The sequence below is a fragment of the Methylocaldum sp. RMAD-M genome, from assembly GCF_017832375.1.
GTDB lineage: Bacteria > Pseudomonadota > Gammaproteobacteria > Methylococcales > Methylococcaceae > Methylocaldum.
On sequence record NZ_JAFIBZ010000004.1, the window covers coordinates 92,898 to 117,803 of the forward strand.

Here is a 24,906-nt window from a genome sequence, read left to right on the forward strand (position 1 = left end):
TCGCGTTACTCCTATTGGATTTGCATCCAATATTTCCGTTCTATGGTCCCGCTGCCGCCACCTTCGTCATCTGAAGGCCCCCGATTCTTGATGCTCATGATATTGCCCGTGGTGCCTGATAATTCCTTATATGCCACGCCGGGAGTTTCGCTCTGTAACCACGTCGGGGTTTCGGTGATGCCCACCGTCGACTTTATTCCGGAAGAAACGTTGCCGCTAGCCAACTTATCCGCGTCGTCGAAAACATTGTCCCCGTTGAAGTCGAAGTTAGAAATGCTGGAACGCCCGCCGGTCACGGCGTCCAGCTCCATGAGCCAACTATCTCCTCCGGCAACGCATGGATCGGTGGACGGAATGAGGGTAACGAAGATGATGCGCTCGTATCTCAGCAAAGCTCGTGAAATCACGCGCTCGCCAGCGGCGCCGCTAGGCGGGACTAAATCGAGATACCAGCCGCGCTTGCTGCCCCAATCTACAGTGTTATTGCTGGTTTCCCTTTGGCCGAAGCTGAACTGCACTGTTTCGGCAGTGATCGTCTGAGCTTGGATATGGTCATCATCGCGGGGCACAGTTCCGGTCTCGCCGGGTTTGTCCCAAATGGCATAAAAACTTTGGACTTCGTCATTGGACGGATCGGTGCTGGTCAGATAGCGACCGGTTCCGAAGTAGATTAGTACGCCGCCGTTTGGATGCTCGCCGATTACGGGCTGAACCGTGATCGGCTGAACCTGACCGCTCGCGTTTGTCGCCGTGAACAACGGATTTCCGCCGTTGGCCAGCGTCAAAGCGCTCAGGTCAAATTTCCAGAGGTTGCCCTGCAAATCGCCGGCGTAGGCATAATCGATGATTTTGTCGTTGTTGGCATCGTACAAAACCGGGGTGGAGAGACCGTTGCTGGTGCTGTCGCCTGCGGCAATCTTTGCGATCTGAGACCCATTACTCAGATTCACCACGTACAGAAAGGCCTTGTCCGAGGCGCTGTTGTAACCGTTGCCGAAAATAGCCGCCCATTGACCGTTATTTAGTCTGGCGATCTGTGGCTGACTGAAGGTATAACCCAAATCGGTCGCATCCGAGTATTCCCACAGCACGTTACTGGCGTTAAAGCCGTCAGGATCGCTGATATCCAGAGCGTAGATCGATTTACCCCCAGCGCCAAGTCCTCCAACCAATACGGTTTTCCAATCGCCTGACAAGTAGGCATCACTTACCTGAGGCGAACCGTCTACAAAATATTTATGTGTATAGGCCGGGTTAGTGAGCTTGCTGAGATTGTCGTAAACTCCCGCTGGAACATAAGCGAATAGTTCCTTGCCGGAATCGGCGCTCCCGACATCAGCTCGGAAAGCGTGCAGCATGCCGTCGTTTGCACCTACGTATACGGCCGGGGTGCGCGACGATTTACCGCTTACAAATGCTGAATATGAGGATCTTTCCGGTTCCGCCAACGCCGATGTGCCTTCGCTATAACCGTAGTCCTCTGCTTTTACGAAAGCCGGATCGGAATCGATGATGTCGCCCAGCCACCATTCGACATTGACCGATTCGCTCCGATTGCCGTCCCCGTCCGAATCGGCGATATCGACAATGCTTGCTACCCGATTCCGAAAGGCACCGCCATTCCGTTGCTCGTCGCTATGGCTGCCCCGCAGCCAATTAAGCCGATCGCTACAGAGATTGTCCACCACCCCGCTGGAGTCAGTATCCAGAACCGCCTTCTGTGAGGCGCTAAGGTTGGTACAGTCGCTGAAGCTTTGGCCTGAAGCACCGGTCCAGGTGAAGATGTTCCGGGAACCCGGAGCGGGAATTGTGGCGGCATCCCAATAGGGCGAACCGACACTGCCGTCGCCCTGTACCGGATAGGCGATGAGCTGGCCATGCCAATCCCTAGTGTCGAAGCGGGCTTGGAAAAGTACGGCACCGCTTTGAATGCTGGTGGAATTTGCGGCCAGTGCCGCGAAAGAAGGATTTGCTGCTGTAACGGCATTCACGACCGAATTGAATGCATCCACGACATCCTGAGCGTTCTCCGCGCTGAAGAACTCTCCCCGACTGCTAATGGCGGCATGCCACAAATCGTATACTTTGCGCTGCTGATTCAGGTCGCTCGGAGGACAAGATTCGCTGGTCTGAGTGTAAGGCCAACAATAGGGTGAGCCGGAACTCGAGCTCGTTGGAGGATTGGGGCAGCTAGCACCCTCGGCCAATTTGGAATAGTCCCCAGCGAAGGTGCTGCCGCCCCATATCGGGTACGTTCCCGTGCCGGATACCGGGGTGCCGCTCATCGTCGTACCCAAGCCGAGTCCAATGATGAAGGTATTCAGGTGCTGCCAAGTCGCCGGATCATTCTTGGGGTTGAGCCACTGAGCCGCCGCATCGCCGGAAAGATCTTTGAAACTCGCGGGGACATTATTATCTAGACCTGACTGAAGATCGGTAACCCAATACTTGAACGCGATATCCGCCAGATTGTTGCTTTGGTAATCCCTGTAAGGGGGGCCCGGGGTCCAGCTCGAAGTGGTTCCACCGCCCGAGGTCGGCATGGGTTCGGGCAGGGTAACCCCGGAGCTGTTCAAGTCGCCGACGGTTACCGAATCTCCGCACCACCCTCCATCGGTCATCAACAGATGGACGTTTCGACGGCAGGCATCATAACCTCTTACCGTTCCGTCAGGATTGAGAGGCTTGTCCCGGATTTGCGGGTCGTCTGCCAAAGGATGGTTGATGTTGATGGCTCCCGTAAAGTAATCACCGGCACGGACGGCGGCTGTACGCAAATAAGTGCTTCCAGCAACCGGAAAACGGGCAAGCCAGTCGTAAAGCTCCTGCTTATGAGTCTTCCCATTCGGGAGCGTAGCGTTCAATCGTCGAATTCGATTGTCTGTGGTGCTGCCATCCCACCCCTCGCAATTTGTCCCGAACGTATTGCACGTAATGCCCGAGTTATTTAGATCTTGCCATGCCACGCGCACCTCGCCATCCAGGCCTGCAAAAGCGCGCATTGCGCCGGACACCGTAGCCAGGTTCCGGGTGCGGTAATAGGAGTACCAGTTGGCGAAGTTCTGTTCCTTTTGTTCCGCTGTGCCCGCAAAGGTGTCCGACGCCGAACCGACAGTCACTTTCACGTAGCAATCATCATCGTCCTTCTGGCCGGAGGCGGTAGGAGTGCAAGCGGCTGGTCTGGGGACGCCGGCTTGCGTATAAAAAAGGTAGTAATAGGCCGGGTAAGTGTTTGCCGTAGTGTCGAGCGTCCAGGAAAGGCTTACGCCCGTTTGGTTGTTGAGATCATTGGACCAGCGATTGCCGACGTAAATGTACTGCTGTGAACTGTTGACGCTGGTGACCGTATAGGTCCCATCCCGGGAAGAACCGGTAACCGTAAGCGATGCCCCCGATGCAAGATTAGCGAAGATACCCGAGCATCCGGAATCGATATGTATCCGGTCGTTGCTGCTGTTGTTGTCGAAATCCACCTGGCAGGTGGAAGGTCCATAGTTGTAGGTAATGCTTGTGTTTGAACCGTAGTATCCGCGGTCGCTGCTCCCATTCGGAGAGCCGGCGTTAGTCTGGTTCGTGTTCTGTGGCGAGTACTGTCTCGTTGCCCAATAATTGGTTGCAAGGTTCACCGTTCCGCGTGACGTGTCGAAACCGTTAATCGGAGCGGCGGTAAACGAAATATTGGGGTAGCACATGGCTGCTGGGGCGCTGCTGAGCGTGCAGTCATTGCTGGTTCCGTTGTACTTCGGCGGCGGCGGATAGGTAATGGCCGGGTTGTAATAAAGGGCATTGAAATAGGCCGACTTGAAACGATTGGTCGCCTGATTTGCCTCGATACTGTCCGGCACGGCCGCGGACGGCATACTGAGTGAATCGTCTAGTGTGACGACCAGATTCGGCGCGACCGGAACGGTTAGAAAAAGCGGCTGATCGGACAGCGTCAAAGGCGCCGCGTACGCAGACAAATCCAGGCAGCCTGAAGCGAGCAGCCCCAAAGACAACGAAGTCAGGCGGATGGCTTTGGCGGATTGATGCATGTTGCCTCTCCGTTTCAAGGTGGCGTATACGTGTAAAGAGCTTGCAAAATCACTACCGCGTTAGGATCGCCGCCGACGCCGCGCGCGGTGACGCGGTAATACTCCGTGGCCGCGACATTGGGCATTCTTTCGATGATGTATCTCGGCTGTTCGGCAACCTGGCTCAGTTGCTGGGCGGGACTGCGATAGCTTGACCAATTGGCATAGTTGGCGTCGACCAAGCTGTCCAGATTGACGGTGCTGCCCCAGTAGTCGGCGTCGTTACCATGGGTAGCGTCATAAGTAATAAGGCCGTCCACGCTGCCGTCGAACATCAAGGTGCGCCAAGCCGTCAGGGTGGTTTCGGCGTCCTTCAGGGCGGCTTCGGCGGCCTGAAAAGCCAAATCGCGATTGCGGGTGTTGCCCGCCATGCGTTCCTGAAGATTGGTGTTCAGCGTAGCGCTGGTGCCCAACAGCATCAGAATGGTCAGAAAGATCAACGCCATCACGAGCGAGATGCCTCGTTGCCTTCTAGGCAAGCCGGCGCCATTCTCAAACCGCCTGGTCATAGTCGGTTCCTTACGGAGATGGTGGTGGTGAAAGCCTTGCGCAAAAGCCGGTCGGTCGGTGTGATCGTGGCTCCGTTGTAGGTATACGCTTGGGGGGCGGTAGTGATGCTTTCATCCGAAAGGCTGACCATCAGCAAGCTGATGCGTATGCTCAGAACATTCGTCCAGTTGGTAACCCCATCGGCCGTGACGTAGGTATCGACGCCGGGAGCTCCATCGGTATTCTCTCCATACTGAATTTGCATGTCCTGCACGCCTTCCACCATTTCCTCCGCCGTGGTGGCGGCATTGCCGCCGCTGGCTATGAGTCTTTGGCGGTAGAGCGCGGGTTCACCCGCATCGTTGGTACGGATGTAATAGGTCGCGGCACTGAGGCGCAGAATCCTCGATCCAGGGGCGTAGGTATAAAGTTGGCTGTTGGCGCTGCCGCACATCGGATCTGATGGTGTTCCGATACCAAAGCACTTCGTGAAGTTGCCGGGGGCGGTGGAATTCCCGGTAGTATGGTTGATTTGATTCGAGTTGTTGCCGATGTTGGCCGGGCCGGTCATCTGAAAAACGGCGGCATGCCGGCAGTCGGTAATGACCAGGATTTCTCCCGGTTGGATGTTATGGGTGGGGGCTACCGGAATGGTCGCGGCGCTTGCGTTATGCCCGGGGGGATGGACTACGACCCACTCGCGAGAATTGTCTGCCCGCAATACCGTCAGCGCGTCACCTCTCAATACGTTGCCGGAGACACCGTTCGGGTAGGTGGGATTTGCCGTGTCCTCATAACCCACCAGCGGGAAGCCGAACAGATCTTTGTCCCAATCCGTTGCGGTGTTGAGCACATTGGCCATCGTGGAGAACGAACAACCCGTGAATCCCGCCATGCGGATGTCGGAGGAGATGCGTTCGAAAGCGTAGCGGGCGCTCTCCTGCATGCGGGACAGCGTGTCCGTGGTACGAAAAGCCTGTCGGCTGCCCAGAAATGCGTAGCCGAGAACGGCGGTCAGCAATAAGCCGATTGTCAGGGATATCATCAGCTCGATCAGGGTCACGCCTCGGCAGGAGTTCGGCGGTACCGTCATCGCGAAAATGGGAGTGCGCATGGCTAAAGATCGGTCTGGGTTGTCAGGGATATCAGATCGTTATTGCCGTCGCCGTCGCGATCCTCTTTTTGGTCCCATTGGATGACGATGGTAGTGTTGCCCTGAATGTCGACGGTGACGGAGCCGTCTCCAGCGGGAAGCAACTCGGATAGCCGGTTTTTCCATGAGACCAGATCGTCGCCCGCCACGGTGCCGCCGCTGGGGCTGCTGCCGACCGCAACGTTATAGCTGCCGCCTATCGCGGCGGCGCGGTTGGCGCGCATGCTCTCGGCTATGTCATAAGCCAGCATGGTCGCAAGGCTTCGCATATAAGCCGAGTTGTTGTGATTGAGAGTGGTGGCGAGCAGTCTGCCGTGTCCCAAAAGGCCCAATGCGATGACAACCATAGTCACCAGCACTTCGATCATGCTAACGCCTTTTTGCCCCGCCTTTAGGCCGAATCGGCCTTTCGAAACGTTTCTGCGCTTCATTAGCAAGTTCCTTTTTCGATGTGGATGTGGCCAGTGTTTTTCACGGTAATATCGCGTTTGACGCCGCCCACACACACGGTCAGCGTTCCGTTCGATCCACCGTTGCCGAGATAATCCCCACCGGGAAGATAGGTGATGTAGTTGCCGAATTCGGTGCCGCCATCGATGGTGCCGGTACCGCCGGTCGGCTGCTTGATCCGTAGGCGGGTTTCGCCGTCATTCACAGTGCCTCGATTGGTCGGGTCGGTAAATGTCAGCCAACCGCTTTGCCAACTGCCATCAGTCGTGCAGGTGGGGCTTGCATTATCGGGATTGGCGGTCTTACAGATCGTTACGGCGACGCCGCGCTTGATCGCCTCGGAACGGGCGAAGTTGAGCGCTGCCACAAGTTCGTTGGTTAGGGCGACGGCACGGCTAGTATTCGTGAAATTCTGGAGACTGGGCACAGCGATAGACGACAGAATAGCCAGGACCGACACCGTCACCAGCAGTTCGATCAATGTGACCCCCCGTGATTTTCTTGCAGCTCGGAGTGGCCGATGCTTGCTCCACACCATCATTTGAAGCACCTTTGGAAACTATTCCCGTGTCTTGAAAATCCATCCGTCGGCAGCGCCGATCACCCTGGGAGCTGTCGTAGCGATAGCCTGCGACTTTATCGAGAAAAGGGAGTGGAGCTCCGAGCTCCGGATACGCCTAAATCTAGTGCGTCCGGATCGAACGTTGTATGACGGCTGTCACACAATTGTGATTTCTTGAAGAAGTGTAGTGTACTTTGTGACTTTGTTATGTTTGTCCAGCCATGTCTCCCTTTGCATACTTGAACAAGAGCCTTTTAGGAGACATTGCTGAAAATCTTGCCGGCGCTTTCAGTCCCGGAAATATTTGGAGCGAAACATTAGACGTAGTTTCTCGTGTTTCCGGTTAGGTATCGTTTGCGGATGTTGTTACGGGAGCCTATTTTTTCTCCTTATCTGAATGGCCGAGGTCTTTTCCCGGCACGATTTCATCCCTTACCCGCTGTTTAAGCTCTTTCGCTTCGGGGAAGCGTCCTTCTTCCTTTCGGGACCATAGCACCGTGTTCCCGTGGCGCACTTCGAATACTCCGCCCGTGCCGGGAATCAGCGCCACTTCGCCGATCTCCTCCTCGAACGTGGTCAGAAGTTCCTGCGCCAGCCAGGCTGCGCGCAGCAGCCAGCGGCATTGAGTGCAGTATTCGATTTCGATGCGGGGTTTTGCGGTCATAGTTTCTCTCTCTTTGTAGGTCGGAAATCCCTTCCCGACGCAGCGGGTTTGTCGGCAAAGGATGGCCGACCTACGGCACTTAAATTCAGATTCAGGGTTGAATGGCCTGCCAAAACAGTTTGACTCCCACGATCAGTACGACGATCGCGAACATTCGCCTGAGTTTCCGCGTCGGTAGACGATGCGCGAGTTCAGCGCCGAGCGGCGCGAACAGAATACTGGTCGCCACGATGCCAGCAAAGGCGGGCAGGTAAACATAGCCTAGACTCCAAGCCGGCAACACTGGTTTTTCCCAACCCAGGGCAATATAGGTCAGAGAGCCGGCGACCGCTATGGGAAAACCGCAGGCGCTGGAGATGGCGACGGCGTTTCGGATCGGAAAATGGCATCTGACGAGAAAGGGCACGCTCAGTGTCCCGCCACCTATCCCGAGGATGGAAGAAACCGCGCCTATCCCTAAGCCGGCGGCTGAATATAGCCACCCGCTCGGCGTTCGACTTTGATCGCTTTTAGTCTTCACATCGATTAGAAGACGAGCGGCAACATAAAGCAGAAAAAGCGCGAAAATCAGTTTAAACCAATGTGCCGGCAATCGGTCGGCGATGATCGAACCGATAACGGAGCCGATCAATATGCCGGGCGACAGCCGGGATACCGTATCCCAGCGCACGGCACCGAGACGGTGGTGCGCATAAACCGCTGAAACGGACGTGACGACGATGGTAGCAAGCGAAGTCGCCACCGCCATGATCATGACGGAATTCGGTGGAAAGCCCCGTATTGAAAAAAACCAGACCAGAAACGGCACGATCACGACCCCTCCGCCGATCCCGAACAAGCCGGACAACACGCCGGCCAGGCTGCCGAAAGCCAGGTACAGTCCCAGTTCTTCCCACATGCGCTGCTCATCCGCGTTTAAAATAGGGGCCGTATGCTAACAGGAACCGGGGTCCAAGCTAAAAATCCATGAAAACTTATCTTGTCGGCGGCGCCGTAAGGGATAGCCTGCTCGGGCGACCGGTGGAGGAACGCGACTGGGTGGTCGTGGGCGAAACGCCGGAAAGCATGATTGCCCGAGGTTTTAAACCGGTCGGCAAGGACTTTCCCGTGTTCTTGCATCCAGAGACCCGTGATGAATACGCGCTCGCCCGCACGGAGCGGAAAACCGCGCCGGGCTACCGAGGCTTCGTCGTTCATGCCGAGCCGGACGTGACGCTGGAACAGGATCTGCTCCGCCGCGACCTGACCATCAACGCCATGGCCCTGGACGAGGAAGGCCGGCTCGTCGATCCCTATGGCGGCGCACGGGATCTCAAGGACCGGATTCTGCGCCATGTTTCGCCGGCATTCGGCGAAGACCCGGTGCGCATCCTCCGAGTGGCCCGCTTCGCTGCCCGTTTCGCGCAGCTCGGTTTTCGGGTGGCGGCGGAAACGTCCGATCTGATGCGGAGCATGGTGGCCACCGGCGAAGTGGACGCTCTGGTGCCGGAGAGGGTTTGGGCGGAACTCGCCCGTGCCCTGTCCGAGCCGACTCCCAGAGCTTTTTTCGAGGTCCTGCGGGAGTGCGGCGCATTGGCCAGGCTGTGCCCGGAAATCGACCGGCTGTTCGGTGTCCCGCAGCCCGCCGAGCATCATCCGGAGATCGACACCGGTATTCATACCTTGCTGGTCCTCGACCAGGCGGTCCGGCTGAGTCCCGACCCGGTAGTGCGTTTCGCCGCCCTGACTCACGACTTGGGCAAAGGACTGACGCCCAAGGAATTGTGGCCGAAGCACCACGGCCACGAAAAACTCGGGCTTGGCGCATTGGAGAACCTTTGCCTGCGGCTGAAGGTGCCCAATGCCTACCGCAAGCTGGCTGAAAAAGTGATGCGCTACCACGGCCATTGTCACCGGGCGCTCGAACTGCGCCCCGCGACCGTGGTGGATTTGTTGCAGCGGCTCGATGCGCTCCGAGCCCATGCCTCCATGGAGGGTTTTCTTCTCGCCTGCGAAGCCGATGCCAAGGGCCGCCCCGGTTTCGAGAATCGGCCTTATCCGCAAGCCGAATGGCTACGGACGGCGCGGGAAACAGCTCTGGCGATTCCGGTTCAACCGCTGTTGGAGAAAGGATTCAAAGGAGAGAGTCTGGGCCGAGAGCTGCGCCGGCAGCGGATCGACGCCGTGAAGTCGTGTCGGCGGCAATTTTTGGAAAGCCGAAATTCCGGTCGAATGTAGCGTGGCAATGAATCCAAAACCTGCCGACATTTATCAGCCGCGCGATTTCATCGAAACCCACGAAGGGCTGATTTTCGCCGTCGTGGACGGGATGCTCGAGGATGATCGCGTGCTCTGTTTTCTCCGATACGCGCCGATCGGAGGAAAGCTCGCCAAAATGGGCACTGACGAAGCCAATGCTTACCTGCAAGCTCGGGCGCCCCGGTATCTGTTTTCGTCGAAGCGGCTGGACGCACGACTTCATGCCGTGCCGCAGGAAAACATACGCCGCCATCACCGCCCGCGGGATCGCGTGCAAGATTTGCTGAACTCGGTGCCACGAGACGAAATCGAGCGGAAAGCGATTCGATTGCTGCAAAAATTCGGTGCCTGCGGGCTGGACTTGGGCCGGGTCGGTTTGACCGGCTCTTTGTTGATCGGCGCGCAAACGCCGACGTCCGATCTCGATTTCGTCATCTACGGACGTGAAGCGTTTTTCGAGGCTCGCGAGATCGTCGGACGCTTGATCGAGGCCGGAGAACTGCAAGACCTGGACGATGCGGCATGGCGCGACGCCTATGACCGGCGCGGTTGTGCGCTCACGTTCGAGGAATTTCTCTGGCACGAGCGGCGCAAGTTGAACAAGGCGCTGATCGACGGGACGAAGTTCGATATCACATTGGTGGACGAACTACCGTCCAAAGCATCGGGCCCCGTCCGCAAGTTGGGGCCGATCCTGCTTCGGGCCCAAATAGCGGATGCGGCATACGCGTTCGACTATCCGGCCGTGTACCGATTGACGCATCCCGAGCTCACGGAAGCGGTCAGTTTTACCCACACCTATGCGGGCCAGGCCCTGACCGGAGAAACCGTCGAGATTTCGGGTCTGCTGGAAGAATCGCACTCGGGGCAGCGGCGCATCGTAGTGGGCTCCAGCCGAGAAGCTGCGGGGGAGTATATCAAGGTGGTGTCCGAGCGGCGAACGCCCTGAATCCGAATAGGCAAACGTCATTGCGTTTGTTACATTTCCGCCCCTGCATCCTTAAACCAATTATCGATATATAGAGATCGCGAAAGAACCGTCGCACGGGGGTTTTTCACGAACTCGGAGGAGAAAATTATGATCGGTGGCGTCATTTCGGTGCTGGTTTGCATATGGTTTTATCGCACGGCGCTGCGTCTCAACCTCAACGTGCTGCAATGGATCGTCGGCGCTTTGATCGTCTACTACGGAATCAAGGCGATCTGGATGTACGCCATCCTCAAGCCTTTGCTGGGCGGGTCATTCACGTATTACAGCGCGACCGCCGGCATCATGATGGAGGTGTCGGGCGCCCTGCTCGGCGCTTTGGGCGCTGCGCTGTTTCGCAACCTGGTCATGCTCAAGCAGGCCCGATGACTTTTGCCCGTGCGCGGTCGGCGCTTCCCGATTTCCGGGCGGTCATTCTTGACATGGACGGTCTGGCCCTAGACACCGAATCGACTTATTGCCACGCCTGGCGTTCGGCGGCGGCCGATCTGGGCTTCGATCTGAGCGAAGAATTCTGCCTTGGGTTGTTCGGCCGCCATGCCGATGACGTGGAACGGGCGCTTAAGACTGCACTTGGCGATGCGTTCGATCGCAGGTCGTTTCATGAATCCGCCGAACGCCACTGGCGGCGCTATCTCGACGAACACGGCATAGGGCCGATGTCGGGCCTGAAAGAGCTGCTCGCTATTCTGCGACACCGGGCGATTCCCTATGCGCTGGCTACCAACAGCGACGGTCCGTATGCATGGGAGTGCCTGCGGCTGTCGGGTATGGAAAAGACCTTTCAGGTTGTCGTGACCCGCGACCAGGTCGAACGGGGGAAACCGGCGCCCGACCTCTTTCTCGATGCGGCGAGACGTTTGAATGTTCCGCCGGACCTATGCCTGGTGCTGGAGGACTCGGAAACCGGCTTGGAAGCGGCCCGTGCGGCGGGAACTGTTCCGGTTCTGATTCAACGGCGCCACGAAATCCGCCGGAAACTGTCGAAGTGGGCGGCGCTCAGCTTTCCTAGCTTGCTAGATCTGGCCCAGTTGCTGGAAACAACCGGATGAGAGGAAAAGTTTCCACAGGGACGGGAGCGCGAGTAATGTTCCATGCGCTTTTTTCCTTGGTGGCCTTGCCGCTCGTTTGGCGGGTTACGGTGCGCGCCAGACTCGCTGGGCTACACGCAGGTTGCGTGACGGCGCACCTAACCCGCCCTACCACGGGTCATTTTTCGCTTTGGTGTAACGACGGAAACCGGGATTTCGTAGGGTGGGTTAGGCGCACTCCGGTATAGGCTGGCCGTAGAACACTATGCTTCGCGTGCGCCGTAACCCACCATGGCAACGTTCGGTCGCCTTGCCGCTCGACCGATCGATCGGTGTTACTCGGTAGGTCGGGAATTCTTTCCCGACGCCATGGCCGGGCCAGCGGCTTTGTCGGCAAGGGATTGCCGACCTACGGCCGTGTCAGCCGGTCGGTCGGGAAGGGATTCCCGACGTGCTGTTTCTCCATCCAAGAGCCTTTTCCGATCAGGCGGCGCGGATCGGAAAAGGCTCCTGGCCTTTGTGTTTGAGCTTGCGGGTATAGGTGCGGCCGTCGCGGAACGTGGCGGCTCGGTTGAACTTCCCGGCATATTTGGCGACGGGATTGGTCTGGGGGATCTGAGGTCGCTTGGTTTTCTTGCTCATGGTGTTGCTCTCGTTTGAATGTCTTCGCCGGATACCGGCTCGCCCTTCAGACCGCTCCGAACAGGATCGGTTCCCGAGCCGGTCTCAAGAAAAGTTGTAGTGCTTGCGCACGGTTTCGAGGATTTTCCAGGTGCACTGCAGGCCGGTCCGGAAGGTCACCAGATCGCCCTTGCCGAATTCCACGGGGTCGCCGCCTTCAGGCGTCACGATCACGCGGCCCTCCAAGAGATAGCAGGTTTCGGTCTCGTCGTAAGTCCACGGAAATTCGGACGGTTCCTTGCTCCACACCGGCCATTGCCGTACGCCCAGCGATTTGAGCCGGTCTTCGCCGACTTGTTTTTCGATACGGATATCGCTCATCTCGTACTCTCCTATTCATTTGGTGATCGGTTTCGAGGTAGAGCCTCGGCCATAGTGCAAAGCCAGCCATACGGTGATCGTATCCGGCAGAGTCCAGTTTACGCGATGACGGCAATGGGCCGGAAGCAAAAGGGCATCGCCGGGGTGCAAAAACGTTTCGCCATTCCGCCCTTCGATCGCGAGTCTTGCCTGACCTTGAAGCAGCAGCACCCATTCGTCCCAGTCCTGATCGTACCATTGTCCTTCCGGTGTGGCATGTCCCTTGGAAAGAATCCGCTCCAGCCGGAAAGCCGGCGTTTCCAGCAGAACTTCGAATTTTTCCTCGGGCAAGTCCTCCGGCAGGTCGGCCAGTAACGCGGTCATCGATGCTTCAGGCAGTTCGAGCATTCTGAAAAATTCCTTTAGAGGCAACGATGGCTGTCACTCTAATGAAACACTTATTCACAAAATCTGTGGATAAAGTTCTGCAAAAGCCTAGAACAATTTCTTCCAGACCCGATGACATAAGGGCTGCACACGATTGCACAAAATTTTTGCACAGGGTGCTCTGGTGGTCGCCTCCATTTCTTCACGCCCGCTGTCCGGTTTGATAGAGTGCCGAAAAAATCGAACGGGAGGCAACTACAACTATGATTGCGGCATTATCGATGATCGTCATCTTGGCGATCGCGGTTTGGTTCTATCAAACCGCTCAACGGTTGAATCTGCCCGCATTGGCTTGGGCCATAGCCGGGGTCATCGTTTATTACGGCGGTTTCCTGTTTTGGATGCAAGTCGTGCTCCGCTCGCTACTGGGCGAGTCGTTTCATACACACGGCTTTTGGCTGGGAATCGGCATGGATGTCACGGCGATTCTGGCCGGAGCGATCTGCGCGGTGCTGTTCCGTTACGGGATCATGATGAAAAAGGGCCGGAAGCCGTTCGAGACGTCTTTTTAGACGGATTTGTCGGCAAGGGATTGCCGACCTACGATTGTGCCGCTTTGTAGGTCGGGAATCCTTTCCCGACGCAAACTAGTAGGCTTAACGCCATTCAGAACAGCGCGGCATTGAGCCAGAAGTGGGCGACGATGCTGCCCGCATAGCCGAGCGCGATTGCCGGCATCCACTTCAAATGACTCAAAAACGTGTAGGCGCCTCGCGTCTGCCCCATGAGCGCGACGCCCGCCGCCGAGCCGACCGACAGCAAGCTGCCGCCGACTCCGGCGGTCAGGGTTACCAAAAGCCATTGTCCCATAGAGAGATCCGGGTTCATCGACAAGATCGCGAACATGACCGGGATGTTGTCGACGAAGGCCGAGGCGATGCCTACCAGAATGTTCGCCGGAGTCGCTCCCAATTCGCCGTAGAGATACTGCGAGACGTGCCCCAAATAGCCCAGAAAATCGAGTCCGCCCACGCACAGCACCACGCCGTAGAAAAAAAGCAGCGTGTCCCACTCCAGCTGTGCCAATTTCTGGAAGATATCGAACCGCTCTTCGCCAGGTAGGGCTTCTGCCTCTTCTTCCTCCTCGTGCCTTTCCAATAGCTCGGTCGGCACCTCGGGTTCTTCTCGATGGGTGATGTGCAGGTAATAGCCGAAGAACTGGATATACGTCAAACCTGCCATCATTCCCACCGCGGCGGGCAAATGCAGGATATTGGAGAACACGACGGCAGTCGCGATGGTGAGCAGGAACAAGGCGACGATCCGTTTGGCGCCCCGCTTCATTTTGGTGACATCCTTGATTTCGGCCGGGCGCGCGTCCGGTATCGCGAAATGCATGATGGCGGCGGGCAGCACGAAATTGATGACCGCCGGAACGAACAGCACGAAAAAGCCCCAGAAAGTAACTTTATGCTGTTGCCAAACCATCAGCGTCGTGATGTCGCCGAAAGGGCAGAATGCGCCGCCGGCATTCACGGCGACCACGGTGTTGACGCAGGATAACGCGACGAAGCGCGGGTTATCCTTGCCGACGGCCATTACGACGGCGGTCATCAACATCGCCGTGGTCATATTGTTCGAGATGGAGGAGATGAAAAAGGCCAGAATCCCGGTGATCCAAAACAATGAGCGATAACCGAGACCCTTGCTGACCAGCCAGGCCCTGACAGCCTCGAATACTTGCCGTTCCTCGAGCGCATTGACGTACGTGATCGACACGATCAGGAACAGGAGCAGTTCGCCGTAATCCAGCACCAAGGTCCGCACCGCGTCTTCGGCGAGCTGCGGCTGGCCTTGCAGGTTGTAGACGACGGCGATCGCGGCCCAGATGATCGCCGCCGCCAGCATCATGGGTTTGGATTTTTTGAGTTCCGTGACTTCTTCCAAGACGACGAAGATATAAGCCAGCACGAACGCGGCGATCGCCAGATAGCCGACAAAATGCCCGGTCAGATCCAAAGCTTGACCTTCAGCCGGGATGGCCAGGGCAGCGAGCGGAAAGATCGCCAAAAAAAACGCCAGTAAAATCTTCTGCTTCAAAACCATTCGAGAACCTTTTTTCTTCCGGTGCGAAAAACCACGCCGCGTCTGGCCAACAGCGCGGCGTCAAACAATTCTTAGTGTTTCAGTAGAGAATGGTAGCATTTGCCGCTTCCGAGTCCGAGCATGTGTTTTATGCCCCGGCTCCCCGGAGCCGGGATATCTACACAAAACCTCGGGCCAACATTCCGGCAGGGAAGGGGCCGATTAAAGGCCCGTTTGCGATTGGAAGGTCGCGGCTAAAGCGACGTTTGCGATTGGATGGGCACGATTGAAGACAGCTCCGTCGGGCAAGGATTCCCGACCTACTCGCGGCACCGGTTCGTAGGTCGGCAATCCCTTGCCGACGAAGCCGCTGGCCCGGCCGTGGCGTCGGGAAAGGATTCCCGACCTACTCGCGACACCGGTTCGTAGGTCGGCCATCCCTTGCCGACGAATCCGTTAGCCGGGCCGTGGCGTCGGGAAAGGATTCCCGACCTACTTCGCGGCACCGGTTCGTAGGTCGGCAATCCTTGCCGACAAAGCCGTGGGCCAGCCGTGGCGTCGGGAAAGGATTCCCGACCTACTTCGCGGCACCGGTTCGTAGGTCGGCAATCCTTTGCCGACATAACCGCCGAAGGCCGCCGATTCCGTTACCAGGATGCCGGCAACTTGCGCCGGATGAGAATGAATTTGCGTTCTACGGAAAGATAGCCGCCGCGTTCCAAATCTTTCATGATCCGGCTGACCATCTCCCGCGAGCAGCCGATGATGTTGGCCAGATCCTGATGGGTCGGCTTTTCCCGGATGATCCATTCGTTTTCGTTCTCGACGGCCATGTCGTAAAGGGTTTTAACCAATCGCCCGTACACATCCGACAGCGCGAGCCCTCGAACGTTCTCGGTCAAACTGCGGATCCGCTGAGTGAGGCTCCGGATGATGCTGGATGCGGCGTCCGGATGGCTTTTCAGCCAAGTCTTCAATGCGAGCCGCGGAATCAGGCTGCACACTGTTGGCTCCAGGGCGGTTATCGAAGCCGAACGGGGTTCGCCGTCCAGCAAGGACAGCTCCCCGAAAAACGAGCCCGCACCCTGAGTCGAAAGAATCACCATGCGCCCGTTTGCGCTGCTCAGATAAGCCTGCACCTTGCCGGACAAAATAATGAACAGCGCTCCGCCTTCTTCGCCCTCGCGAATGATGATCGAATTCTTGGGATAGCTTTTTATGGCCGCGCAGGAAGCCAGTTCCGCCAGAGCGGTGTCGGGCACTTCGGAAAAATAGGGGACGCTTTTTAACCCCTGAAGCGTTTCTTTCGACACAATCGCGTTCAACTGAAGAAAACGAAAACACTCGATCTCTCCCGTCGTTTTTCGAGTTTCGAGGTACGGTGCGACGGGCGATAGATCTAAATGTTAGTTTATATTCGATCCATTGGCCTCAAAAAAAGGGGACCGGCGCTGAATTTCGGTCCCGAAGAGTCGCCTCGGAGGCGTAATCGGATTATCTAAGGCGGAGGACGGTTGGACTGCCTGTACGTTTAGCTCCGCCGGCCACAGCCTTAGCGAATTCATTCATTTTCCGATTCCGGTTTTTCGGGGAGTGCGGCTTTCGCCGGATTATCGATTCCGGTGGCGTTCACGACTACTCCGGAGGATGAACGTTCTTTCGTACGCGCCGACGTTTCGAAGTTATCCCGCGGAAGAAAGACGAACAGCACCAGGGCCAATATGAAGGCAAAGATCGTCGTTATCACCGACATGCCGATATAGAGAAGCCTGGTGGAGCGTCCGGCAAAGCCTCTTTGAACCATGTATGTCATAAGCCTATTCGTTTGAGTTGATCGCCCAGGCTGATCGTGTCGGATATTTTCAAAATGCTCGTCCGAAGACGCGGAACGGAACCGCGCATATCGTCCATTCGGAATGAGCCGATGTTCTTGCGGGAACTAGACTCAACTTACGCGCCCGGAGAACGGAATTCTGTGAAATATTCCCCTTTTTGGTGCAGTGCGCTCGGAGGTCTAGGGGGCGAGGCGTTTTCGGTGTAATGACAGTAGTCGTAGGCTGCGGGCGGACCCGTTACGTCGGGAAAGGATTCCCGACCTACAGGGTGACACAGTGCGCTGGTCGACGGTTTTGTGTCGGGAAAGGATTCCCGACCTACAGGGAGGCACAGTCGTAGGTCGGCAATCCCTTGCCGACGAACGCGCCGGCCGACCGGTTAACGTCGGCAAAGGATTGCCGACCTACAAAAACCGGGGGAGTTTGGAGAGCGGGTGGAAGAAGCCGGGGTGGGCGGTTTGCGGTTCGGGGAGCGGCGGGCGGATTCGGCGGCAAGACGGAGGGTGCGCGTGGCGCACCCTCCCGGTCAGTTCAGCACGGTACGCAACTAAAGGCTCCGATAGACCACCACCACCCGTTCGGACAAATAACACTGCATTGCACTGCGGCATAGTAGAGAAGCCCCCCGCCGCCGGCGCCGCCCGTTGCGTTTGCCGTTCCGTCCGGGACCGGTTCGTTGGTGGCATCGGTGATTTGCCAGGCGGAGCCGGTCAAGACCATGTTGGTGATAGTGCTGATGAAGCTGAAGGTTTTGTCGGGTTTGAGGACGAAGGCATAGCCTGGACCGTTCTCGGCCGCGTCGGCCTCGGGATCGCCCAGCAAGTAGCGGATGGTGCCGGTGCAATCGGGGTTGACGGTATAAACGGCGCTGCCTTTGGGTCTATCGCTGGTCGATGTCATTGTGATGAGGGCATGGCCTTCGCCGTCCGCATCGATGGTGCCCATCTGGGCAAAATGAACCGTCTGCTTATCGGAAAAATCGAGCCCGGACTTCGTTTTGGTCGGCCCTTCCACTCGGCCGGACGCCTGAAAGCCGTAGCGGCCTTTCAAGCTATCGATGCCGCACGTGCCGTCCGCCGCCTGCGCGGCAGGTGCGATCGCTATCGCTATCGAAATCACGAACAAACCTAACAATGCCTGATGATGTCGATTCCACAACATTCAAGTTCTCCCAAATCAGTTGGTATGAAGTGTTCAAAAAACCTTGAGAGTGAATCCTTTCTGCGTGTTGTTATCGGACTGATTGGTGAAGGCTTGCCGGCGGCTGGTGGTCGCGCGATTCGGCGGGATGTAACCCGGTGTATCTTCATGCAACTGAGGCAAAAAGGCTTGTAGTCCTCGGCTGATTTTTTTGTAGGATGTGGATGACATGGCCGACAGGTGGCGGATGTTGGAGCCGATATCGGCGGGCGGATTCGGCGGCAAGATGGAGGGTGCGCGTAGCGCACCCTCCCGGTTAGTTCAGCAGGGTATGCAACTAAAGGCTCCGATAGACCACCACCATCCAGTCGGGCAAAGGAAACTGCATTGCGACGCAGCATAGAGCAGCCCGCCGCCGCCGGCGCCGCCTGCTATGAGCGGCGTTTTGTACCGCTTAGCCAGTTCCCAAGCCGCGTTGCCTTTTTGTTGTTCTGGTGCCTGATTACTCATACGTCCCTCCCAGTTTGGCGTGCATTCCGGGATATCGCCATGGCGTCCTCAGAATGCCAGCGTGAGTTGAAAAAACATCGTCCTTTCCGGAATAAACAGAGGCGTTTCCTCCAGGCGCCCCGTTCGTCCCCCGAAGGCGTTCTGCCCCAGGAAATCGAATCTTTGATCCAGCAGGTTCTTGACGACGAATCCTGCCGTACCGTAGCGATAAGGTAAACGATATCTTAGGGAAAAATCGAGCAACGCGAATTGGTTGTCGTCATGGCCCTTAAAGGACTCGTCCTTGCCCTCGAAGGCTTCCTGATTGACATAGGTGACCGTGACGGAGCTCGACAGGCCCGAGGTATGGAAATAGCTCAGACTGAGCGGAACGATATGGTTCTGGTAGATCGTTTCATGGTGAGTCGCATCTGTGAATATATCGAACTGATACTCCAGGCTGGCGGCGAAATCATCGCTGATCGCCCAGTAGCCGTAGGCGCGGTACAGCATTTCTTCCCGTTTCGAGATAAAGGTCGGCGCATCCAACGAGATACCCAGCGGCAAAGGGACGATGACGTCGCGTAACGAGGCTTCCAGGCCGGCCATAAGATGGGACGAAAACTTGTGGTCCAGGCCGACTCCGTAACGCCGGGCATCCGTACCGGGCAGCCCGTCGAAGAACTGGTTGAACCCGGCGATTTGGGTCGGCTCGATGGTCACGTCTTCCTCGATGCCGCGGTCGAATGTACGGAATGCGGCAAGACGCAGGGTGGTGTCGGGCGTGAGTTCCCACATCAGCCCAAGTTTCGGGTTGACCTGGTCGAAATCGCCGACCCATTGATTTCGGGACGAGTCGTAGCTGACCCCCAGCGTCCAGGTCATGGCGCTCGGAAACCGGATATGGGAATAGAGATACGCGTTGCTGTGCCGGATGTCGTAGGCAATCCGCTGTGCGAAAAAGCTGAAGTCATTGGACACGTCGGCGGAAATATCTCGGCTGCCGCCGCCCAGGATCAGATCGAAGGGATCGCGCCGGTAGATATATTGGGCTTCGCCCATGAAGCCGCGCTGACTTGCAGTTATCGAAAAATCTACCGGGAGCCCGAAAGGAATCTGCTGGGCGTGGTTCCGCAACGTGTCCAGATACATGGCCGAAAAAATCAGGTCGGAGTTCGCTGTGGGCGAATAACGTAGGCCGGTCCGCACGGTGTCGGTGGTCAGCTCGCGCTTGAAGGTGTCGTCGAAAGCCTCCAGGTCGCCGTTGAAAAATAAATCGCCGTGCTCCAGATGCCGATGACGGTATTCGGCCTGGAGGCTGAGGCCGGGACTGATCATGCCCTGGGCGAAGACGTTGTAGATGTCCTGGCGCAGGTCGTTGTTCTTGCGGAAGCCGTTGGTTTCGTAATGGAACTGGCCGAGGCTGTAGGAGAAGTTATCCCACAGCCCGGCATGGACCAGCTCTTCCCCGAAGGTGTCATTGCTGCCGGCGATGCCGGAGGCCTGGAAGCTGAAGCGGTCGCGGGTGAACATGGGATTGAACTCGTTGAACGAGAGCCGCGAAGGTCCCGCCCCGTCCGGAATCAGCAGCCGCGCCTCGGCCAAATGGGGTTGTATCGGCGTGGTGTTGATCGGTTGCAGCAACTGGGATTGCAGCACTTCGCTGGCGCGGGCGATTTCGTGCCGCGGCAGCGAGGAGTAGGTGTCGGCCAGGAGCCGGTGCGCCGAATAATTGCCCGGCTCGATGCCGAGCGAGCGCCAGCCTTCCACCACGGCCCGCTGGCCGAAGCCGAGATCGGTATAGATACGACCCAGGGCGGCGCTGCGGGCGGCCAGATCGTCGTCCAGGGCGAGTTTGGAGCGATAGACCGCGCGGTTGTCGTTCAACTCGATCGCCCGTTGCAGATCCTTGAACGCTTCCACCGGCCGGTTTTCGGTCTGCTTCTTGATGGCCTCGTAGAACCAGGGCGTGGGGTCCTTGGGATCGAAGGTCTTGGCGAGATCGAACTGCTTTTCGGCGACCGCGTTGCGCTTTTGCTCGTAATACGCCTTGCCGAGATAGCTGCGGATCAGGGCGTCGCTGGGGTCGAGGCTGGCGGCGGTTTCGATGGCCGCCGTGCCCTCTTTCAGCTCGCCCCGCCGGACCAAAGCAAGCCCCGAGCCGAAGCGGGCCAGGGGATCGGCCGAATCCAGCTCGGCTCCCTTGCGGAAGCTCGCCAGCGCCTCGGACGTGTCCCCGTCCATGAGCTCGACGAAGCCTAAGACGACATGGGCGCGGGGATTGCGCGGGTTGATCCGGACCGCGTTTTCGGCCGCTTTCCTCGCATCCGACCAGCGGCCGAGACCGGCCAGCAGTTCGGCCCGGCGCGCTTGGACCAAGGCGTCGTTGCTGTCGAGGCGCGCCGCGCGGTCGATGCTTTCGAGCGCGCCTTCGAGATCGAAATCGGCCTGGCGCGCGTAGGATTGCGCCATCCAGCCCGGAGCCGAAGCGGGATCGGTTTGAACCGCGGCATTTGCCAATCGGAGCGCTTCGGATTTCTGGTTGCGGGCCAGGGCGATGACCGAGCGCAAGGCGTCGATGGGCGCGGGCGTTTTCTCGCCCATATACACGGCCAGCAGCGGTTCCGCTTCGTCCACCCGCCCCACGCTCAGCAGCAGACCGGCGTACAGGGCGGCGAAATCGGCGTCGCGGCTGGCTTCCGGCACGCGGTCCAGCGCGGCCAGGGCTCCGGCGATGTCGCCGTCGGCATAAAGGCGGATGCCCTCGGCGATGGCCGGATCGCGGACTCGAGCCTGCAGGGCGGCGTAATCCACCAGCGGCGGGAAATAAAGCGCCCACTGGACGCCGTCTTCCGGACGCATCTCCAATGCCAGGCGCGGCGCCTCGTCGCGTGCAGCGACGGCGGTCTGGCCGTCCTTGAGCACGACTCGTCCTTCGGCGTTCGAGGTTTCCACCTCTCCTTCGAATACCGTGACCTGGCCGCCCTGCGGTCCTGCCTTGATGAGGAACTCGGTGCCTTTGATGGCGGCGTTGATGAATGGGGTCCGGATATCGAGGGGCTTGGGCGTTCGGCTGCGGGCATACAAGGCGCCGGTAAGCAGCTCGAGCCAGGACGGCTCTTCCGCCTTCACCTTGGAAAACACCACGGTGGTGTCCTGATCAAGCGAAATATAAGTTTGATTCGGCAGTAGCAGCGATGCGCGGCTGCGAATCATGGTTCGGATTTTGTCGCCGGGACAGAAGACCTGTTCGGCCTCCACCGGCGCCCATGACGGCTTTCCCGAGGACTGGATCTCGACCTGGCCCTGCGCCGACACCAGGCGGGCGGCCCATTGTTCGCATGTGGCGGCGATACCGGGATTGCTTGCGACGAGTGCGGCAGCGATCGTCAGGAACAATTTGGCAGATATGTGCATCGAGCTGCGAAAAGTATTTTTGAGTTATTGTTAATGGACTTACGCATGTGCTCCGGTCCCCCAGGTGGCCCCCAATGCCGTTATGTTAAGCCCTGCTTCGTCATTTCCGCAGGAGTCCGGAAGCCAAGGACGGCGTAGGCCTGAATCACACCCTTGCGCACCGAATACCGTGCTCCCGATCGCAAACGGCGGTTTGTCGGCAAGGGATTGCCGACCTACGTCTAAACGCCGTTGCCTGCCTGGTGGATTAAAAACCCATTGCGTCGCTACCGCGTCACTTGGTCAACGGACGGGCCGAGTCCGATTTTTCGATGCGAATGCCGAGCGGCCGGCCGCCGGCCGAATGCGCTCCCCCGAGACGCGTCTCGCATGTTTTAAGATAAAACCGGGCCGGTCCGTCATCGGGTAATTGTAGGACAAGCTGATTGAAAGCGGCATAGGCTTCGGGCCACCGCTCTGCCTCGAAGTGCCCTAGGGCAATCTGAAACCGGGCATTGAGTTCTTGCCAGCGGGACATTTCCGGCTCCGAGGGAGAAATCAACTGCGCTACGGATACCGGCCTGGTTTTTCCGGCCAGGAGAAATTGTCCCAAGCGTCTGGCCCGGATCTCGGCAATGTCCGCCAGCACCGCTTCCGACACCAGGATTTCGGTGCCGAGTATCTTGTTCAAGGCTTCCAGTCGCGCGGCGATGTTGACCGTATCGCCGACCGCCCGGATTTCGCCGCGGCTGTCGGTGCCGATATAACCTATGCGGAGCTCGCCGCAGTGAATCCCGATCCGCACCGGAAAATCGAGCCCATGAGTTTGTTCGAACCGGCGGACCGCTTGCTGGATTTCCAAGGCGGCCTGCAGCACGTTGCGCCTCGTTTCGGAATCGTCTCCCTCGGTGATCCAAATCGCCAGCATGGCATCCCCGATTACGTCGGAGATCCAACCCCCGTGCCGCGCCACGGGCTGAAAGATGACCCGGTAATAATCGTTCATAAGATCGGCGAGAGCCATCGGCTCCATGGTCTCGGCCAAGGATGAGTAGCGCCCCGCGTCGGTGGCGAGGCAGATGCCGTGGGTCAAACGTCCGTACGACGGCAATGCTTTTATGTCCTCATCGCGGGTGAGCTGGCTGAACACGTCGACCGGAATGAAACGCTCGATCACCGACTGCATTTTTTCCTCGCGCCGAACCCGCCGTAGGTGGCTAATGAGCACACTGCTCATTACGGCTGCCGGTGCCTGCCAAATCAGCGGGATGAACAGGGGCAGCCACAAGCCGTCGGCGCGGAATAGCGCCCATGCCGTCAACAAATACCCGCCGCTCAGCGCCGCGATAAAGACCATAGCCCTTTGAATCGAGAGCAGTTGAGCGCATGAACCGAGCGCAAGTCCCCAAAGGAATAGCCAAATGAGTTCCTTCAGCGGTGTAAGCGCCGGCAGCACCGATTTGTCTTCGAGCAGGTTGGCCAGCGCCGTCGCCGCCAGCTCCACCGAACTGACCGTGGAGTACGGTGAATTGAACAGACCTTCGGTATATTCGGGTTGAAAATCCTCGAGATACCCGATCAGGACGATCTTGCCCCCGAGCGACTTCAAGAGTTCTTCGGATGACGACTCGGCAAGTTTGTAATAGGGAATGGTCGGAAAGGTGCGAGTGGGTCCGTAGTGATTGAAATAACGCGACCGCCCGTTTTCATGAACACGGAACAGGGCGCGCAGCATCAGGCGCGTTTTTTCCGGTATGAGTCTTTGCTGCAGGGTCTCTTCGAGAATTGGAAGCAGATCGGACCGCGATTGGAGCAGTGCGGTGAGTTCCCTCTGCAAGGTATCGAATTGCTCCCGCTCGGTCGGCTGATTTTTGAGGAAGTCTGCGGCGCCCGGTGCGGCTTCCCCGAAAACGCGTAACAAATCGTCACGGGCCTTAAGCAAGGCATGGGCCAACAACAGCCGGGTGGGCAAGGTCGCCTGACCTTCTTCTCCGAAGAAGGTGAGAAAGCGGTTTATCCCATTGTCCTCCCTCGGCAGCAGAAACGGCGCGGTCGCCAGAGCCGCATCGGCCAATTGGTCCGTGGAATGTACCACCGATTCCAGGTATACGCCCTCGGAAACCTGGCGCGGCTTGACGTAATCGGTCAGTACGACGCGTCCCATCCGGCGCATGGCGTCGGCCATGTCCCGGTCGTCGTCCGGATCGGACGCCGGACTGAAAAAAAACACATTGAACGCGAGCAGTTCGGCATCGGATGCTTGAATGTTCCGAATGACCTGCGCATTGAGCCGACGAGGCCATGACTGCGGATCGTTCGGCGTCTGCAGGCGCAACGCGGACTCGTGATCAATGCCGACGATCACGATATCCTCGGGAGGTTTTTCTGCGCCTCTCAGACGGTAAAGCAGGCCGAGATCGAATTCCTGTTCGAGTTGTGTCCGTGCGGGTACGACGCCGAGCATTAAACCGCTGAGCGCGATCAGAAGCGGCGCTCGGACGCGCCGAAGGCCCTCAAGCACCAGGCGGATACGAATGCTCATAAGGTGTTTCGAGTCCCGTGATTCGCACTTTGACGAGGGGAACGGTTATTGGCTGATGTCACTACAACAAATCCTGAAAGGAATCCGTCCTGATCGCAAGAATCCTTCGCCGGTTGGGGGGAACTGTCCAGAACAGTCCACGGTCCCGCCGGCACTAGCCCGCATTTCTCACACCCTCCAATCGCAAACGGTCATCCGGGGAAGGGGCTGGCCGGCGCTCCCGGCCAGGTCGTTTGCGATTGGAGCACCCGAATGACCCTTCCAATCGCAAACAGAGGCAGTAGGATGCCGTGAGGAACGAACCGCCCTTCGACTAAGCTCAGGACGGGCATCGTTCGCGATCTCGACGTAGTGTCAGCTACGCCTTCGCCGTCGCTCAGTCCGTGCGGCGCGCCACAGCGGC

22 protein-coding genes are annotated in these 24,906 nt (G+C 58.0%); 5 read left to right on the top strand and 17 right to left on the bottom strand.

Going from position 1 to position 24,906, the window contains the following annotated elements; all coding sequences use genetic code 11:
• Positions 1-11: 11 nt before the first annotated feature.
• The 7 genes from JOD69_RS05550 to JOD69_RS05580 all read right to left on the bottom strand — a co-directional run bounded on the left by JOD69_RS05550 (position 12) and on the right by JOD69_RS05580 (position 8,289).
• A complete protein-coding gene (locus JOD69_RS05550) occupies positions 12-4,034 on the bottom strand; it encodes a PilC/PilY family type IV pilus protein (RefSeq protein ID WP_086133028.1) in 4,023 nt (1,340 codons plus the stop codon).
• 14 nt (positions 4,035-4,048) lie between these two features.
• Complete coding sequence (locus JOD69_RS05555; RefSeq protein WP_086133027.1) at positions 4,049-4,582, bottom strand: PilX N-terminal domain-containing pilus assembly protein; 534 nt, start codon at positions 4,580-4,582, stop codon at positions 4,049-4,051.
• Positions 4,579-5,676 (bottom strand): PilW family protein, encoded by a 1,098-nt coding sequence (locus JOD69_RS05560; protein ID WP_086133043.1) that lies wholly within the window; start codon positions 5,674-5,676, stop codon positions 4,579-4,581. Before JOD69_RS05560 ends, JOD69_RS05555 begins: the two co-directional genes overlap by 4 nt.
• Before the next feature lie 2 nt (positions 5,677-5,678).
• Complete coding sequence (gene pilV / locus JOD69_RS05565) at positions 5,679-6,146, bottom strand: type IV pilus modification protein PilV (RefSeq protein WP_077730976.1); 468 nt, start codon at positions 6,144-6,146, stop codon at positions 5,679-5,681.
• Entirely contained in the window at positions 6,146-6,706 is a 561-nt protein-coding gene (locus tag JOD69_RS05570) for a GspH/FimT family pseudopilin (RefSeq protein ID WP_086133026.1), read from the bottom strand. The genes pilV and JOD69_RS05570 overlap by 1 nt, the downstream gene beginning before the upstream one ends.
• A 397-nt stretch (positions 6,707-7,103) precedes the next feature.
• Positions 7,104-7,391, bottom strand: coding sequence for a SelT/SelW/SelH family protein (locus JOD69_RS05575; protein ID WP_077730974.1), 288 nt, complete (start codon positions 7,389-7,391; stop codon positions 7,104-7,106).
• A 91-nt stretch (positions 7,392-7,482) separates the two neighbouring features.
• Positions 7,483-8,289 carry a sulfite exporter TauE/SafE family protein gene (locus tag JOD69_RS05580; protein WP_086133025.1) on the bottom strand — a complete coding sequence of 269 codons (807 nt, stop codon included), beginning with the start codon at positions 8,287-8,289 and terminating at the stop codon, positions 7,483-7,485.
• Positions 8,290-8,357: 68 nt separating this feature from the next.
• Here JOD69_RS05580 and JOD69_RS05585 point away from each other — a divergent pair, with 68 nt between their 5' ends.
• The 4 genes from JOD69_RS05585 (at position 8,358) to JOD69_RS05600 (ending at position 11,669) form a co-directional block, all read left to right on the top strand.
• Complete coding sequence (locus JOD69_RS05585) at positions 8,358-9,608, top strand: multifunctional CCA addition/repair protein (RefSeq protein ID WP_086133024.1); 1,251 nt, start codon at positions 8,358-8,360, stop codon at positions 9,606-9,608.
• Positions 9,609-9,615: 7 nt separating this feature from the next.
• Positions 9,616-10,578, top strand: coding sequence for a nucleotidyltransferase domain-containing protein (locus JOD69_RS05590; RefSeq protein WP_156879880.1), 963 nt, complete (start codon positions 9,616-9,618; stop codon positions 10,576-10,578).
• 129 nt (positions 10,579-10,707) lie between these two features.
• The gene (locus JOD69_RS05595; RefSeq protein ID WP_077730970.1) at positions 10,708-10,986 is read left to right on the top strand and encodes a hypothetical protein; all 279 of its coding nucleotides are present in this window, start codon (positions 10,708-10,710) and stop codon (positions 10,984-10,986) included.
• A complete protein-coding gene (locus JOD69_RS05600; protein WP_156879879.1) occupies positions 10,983-11,669 on the top strand; it encodes an HAD family phosphatase in 687 nt (228 codons plus the stop codon). The genes JOD69_RS05595 and JOD69_RS05600 overlap by 4 nt, the downstream gene beginning before the upstream one ends.
• Before the next feature lie 462 nt (positions 11,670-12,131).
• Here the strand turns inward: JOD69_RS05600 and JOD69_RS05605 are convergent, their stop codons facing one another.
• The 3 genes from JOD69_RS05605 to JOD69_RS05615 all read right to left on the bottom strand — a co-directional run bounded on the left by JOD69_RS05605 (position 12,132) and on the right by JOD69_RS05615 (position 13,037).
• Entirely contained in the window at positions 12,132-12,290 is a 159-nt protein-coding gene (locus JOD69_RS05605; protein ID WP_166642451.1) for a hypothetical protein, read from the bottom strand.
• 84 nt (positions 12,291-12,374) lie between these two features.
• Entirely contained in the window at positions 12,375-12,650 is a 276-nt protein-coding gene (locus JOD69_RS05610) for a cupin domain-containing protein (protein ID WP_086133021.1), read from the bottom strand.
• Between the two features lie 15 nt (positions 12,651-12,665).
• Positions 12,666-13,037 carry a cupin domain-containing protein gene (locus JOD69_RS05615; protein WP_245245478.1) on the bottom strand — a complete coding sequence of 124 codons (372 nt, stop codon included), beginning with the start codon at positions 13,035-13,037 and terminating at the stop codon, positions 12,666-12,668.
• 242 nt (positions 13,038-13,279) lie between these two features.
• Here JOD69_RS05615 and JOD69_RS05620 point away from each other — a divergent pair, with 242 nt between their 5' ends.
• Complete coding sequence (locus tag JOD69_RS05620) at positions 13,280-13,588, top strand: hypothetical protein (RefSeq protein ID WP_240506761.1); 309 nt, start codon at positions 13,280-13,282, stop codon at positions 13,586-13,588.
• A 94-nt stretch (positions 13,589-13,682) separates the two neighbouring features.
• Here JOD69_RS05620 and nhaD read toward each other — a convergent pair whose 3' ends face one another.
• From nhaD to JOD69_RS05655, 7 genes are all read right to left on the bottom strand, one after another.
• Complete coding sequence (nhaD, locus tag JOD69_RS05625; protein WP_086133019.1) at positions 13,683-15,122, bottom strand: sodium:proton antiporter NhaD; 1,440 nt, start codon at positions 15,120-15,122, stop codon at positions 13,683-13,685.
• 626 nt (positions 15,123-15,748) lie between these two features.
• Positions 15,749-16,414: a Crp/Fnr family transcriptional regulator gene (locus JOD69_RS05630; protein ID WP_139840984.1), complete on the bottom strand. Its 666-nt coding sequence runs from the start codon at positions 16,412-16,414 to the stop codon at positions 15,749-15,751.
• A gap of 248 nt (positions 16,415-16,662) precedes the next feature.
• Entirely contained in the window at positions 16,663-16,914 is a 252-nt protein-coding gene (locus tag JOD69_RS05635) for a hypothetical protein (RefSeq protein ID WP_086133017.1), read from the bottom strand.
• 553 nt (positions 16,915-17,467) lie between these two features.
• Entirely contained in the window at positions 17,468-18,097 is a 630-nt protein-coding gene (locus tag JOD69_RS05640; RefSeq protein ID WP_086133016.1) for a hypothetical protein, read from the bottom strand.
• Between the two features lie 33 nt (positions 18,098-18,130).
• Positions 18,131-18,361 carry a hypothetical protein gene (locus tag JOD69_RS05645; protein WP_086133015.1) on the bottom strand — a complete coding sequence of 77 codons (231 nt, stop codon included), beginning with the start codon at positions 18,359-18,361 and terminating at the stop codon, positions 18,131-18,133.
• Between the two features lie 273 nt (positions 18,362-18,634).
• A complete protein-coding gene (locus JOD69_RS05650) occupies positions 18,635-21,982 on the bottom strand; it encodes a tetratricopeptide repeat protein (RefSeq protein WP_086133014.1) in 3,348 nt (1,115 codons plus the stop codon).
• 274 nt (positions 21,983-22,256) lie between these two features.
• On the bottom strand, positions 22,257-24,503 hold the full coding sequence (locus tag JOD69_RS05655; protein WP_086133013.1) for a CHASE2 domain-containing protein: 2,247 nt from the start codon (positions 24,501-24,503) through the stop codon (positions 22,257-22,259).
• Positions 24,504-24,906: the final 403 nt, after the last annotated feature.

Bases quoted from the DNA above. Each gene is read 5' to 3' on its own strand.
- JOD69_RS05650 (WP_086133014.1), bottom strand. From the start codon at position 21,982: ATGCACATATCTGCCAAATTGTTCCTGACGATCGCTGCCGCACTCGTC.
- JOD69_RS05580 (WP_086133025.1), bottom strand. From the start codon at position 8,289: ATGTGGGAAGAACTGGGACTGTACCTGGCTTTCGGCAGCCTGGCCGGC.
- JOD69_RS05600 (WP_156879879.1), top strand. From the start codon at position 10,983: ATGACTTTTGCCCGTGCGCGGTCGGCGCTTCCCGATTTCCGGGCGGTC.
- JOD69_RS05615 (WP_245245478.1), bottom strand. From the start codon at position 13,037: ATGCTCGAACTGCCTGAAGCATCGATGACCGCGTTACTGGCCGACCTG.
- JOD69_RS05620 (WP_240506761.1), top strand. From the start codon at position 13,280: ATGATTGCGGCATTATCGATGATCGTCATCTTGGCGATCGCGGTTTGG.
- JOD69_RS05575 (WP_077730974.1), bottom strand. From the start codon at position 7,391: ATGACCGCAAAACCCCGCATCGAAATCGAATACTGCACTCAATGCCGC.
- JOD69_RS05610 (WP_086133021.1), bottom strand. From the start codon at position 12,650: ATGAGCGATATCCGTATCGAAAAACAAGTCGGCGAAGACCGGCTCAAA.
- JOD69_RS05550 (WP_086133028.1), bottom strand. From the start codon at position 4,034: ATGCATCAATCCGCCAAAGCCATCCGCCTGACTTCGTTGTCTTTGGGG.
- JOD69_RS05570 (WP_086133026.1), bottom strand. From the start codon at position 6,706: ATGATGGTGTGGAGCAAGCATCGGCCACTCCGAGCTGCAAGAAAATCA.
- nhaD (WP_086133019.1), bottom strand. From the start codon at position 15,122: ATGGTTTTGAAGCAGAAGATTTTACTGGCGTTTTTTTTGGCGATCTTT.
- JOD69_RS05585 (WP_086133024.1), top strand. From the start codon at position 8,358: ATGAAAACTTATCTTGTCGGCGGCGCCGTAAGGGATAGCCTGCTCGGG.
- JOD69_RS05635 (WP_086133017.1), bottom strand. From the start codon at position 16,914: ATGACATACATGGTTCAAAGAGGCTTTGCCGGACGCTCCACCAGGCTT.
- JOD69_RS05590 (WP_156879880.1), top strand. From the start codon at position 9,616: ATGAATCCAAAACCTGCCGACATTTATCAGCCGCGCGATTTCATCGAA.
- JOD69_RS05655 (WP_086133013.1), bottom strand. From the start codon at position 24,503: ATGAGCATTCGTATCCGCCTGGTGCTTGAGGGCCTTCGGCGCGTCCGA.
- JOD69_RS05595 (WP_077730970.1), top strand. From the start codon at position 10,708: ATGATCGGTGGCGTCATTTCGGTGCTGGTTTGCATATGGTTTTATCGC.
- pilV (WP_077730976.1), bottom strand. From the start codon at position 6,146: ATGAAGCGCAGAAACGTTTCGAAAGGCCGATTCGGCCTAAAGGCGGGG.
- JOD69_RS05555 (WP_086133027.1), bottom strand. From the start codon at position 4,582: ATGACCAGGCGGTTTGAGAATGGCGCCGGCTTGCCTAGAAGGCAACGA.
- JOD69_RS05605 (WP_166642451.1), bottom strand. From the start codon at position 12,290: ATGAGCAAGAAAACCAAGCGACCTCAGATCCCCCAGACCAATCCCGTC.
- JOD69_RS05560 (WP_086133043.1), bottom strand. From the start codon at position 5,676: ATGCGCACTCCCATTTTCGCGATGACGGTACCGCCGAACTCCTGCCGA.
- JOD69_RS05640 (WP_086133016.1), bottom strand. From the start codon at position 18,097: ATGTTGTGGAATCGACATCATCAGGCATTGTTAGGTTTGTTCGTGATT.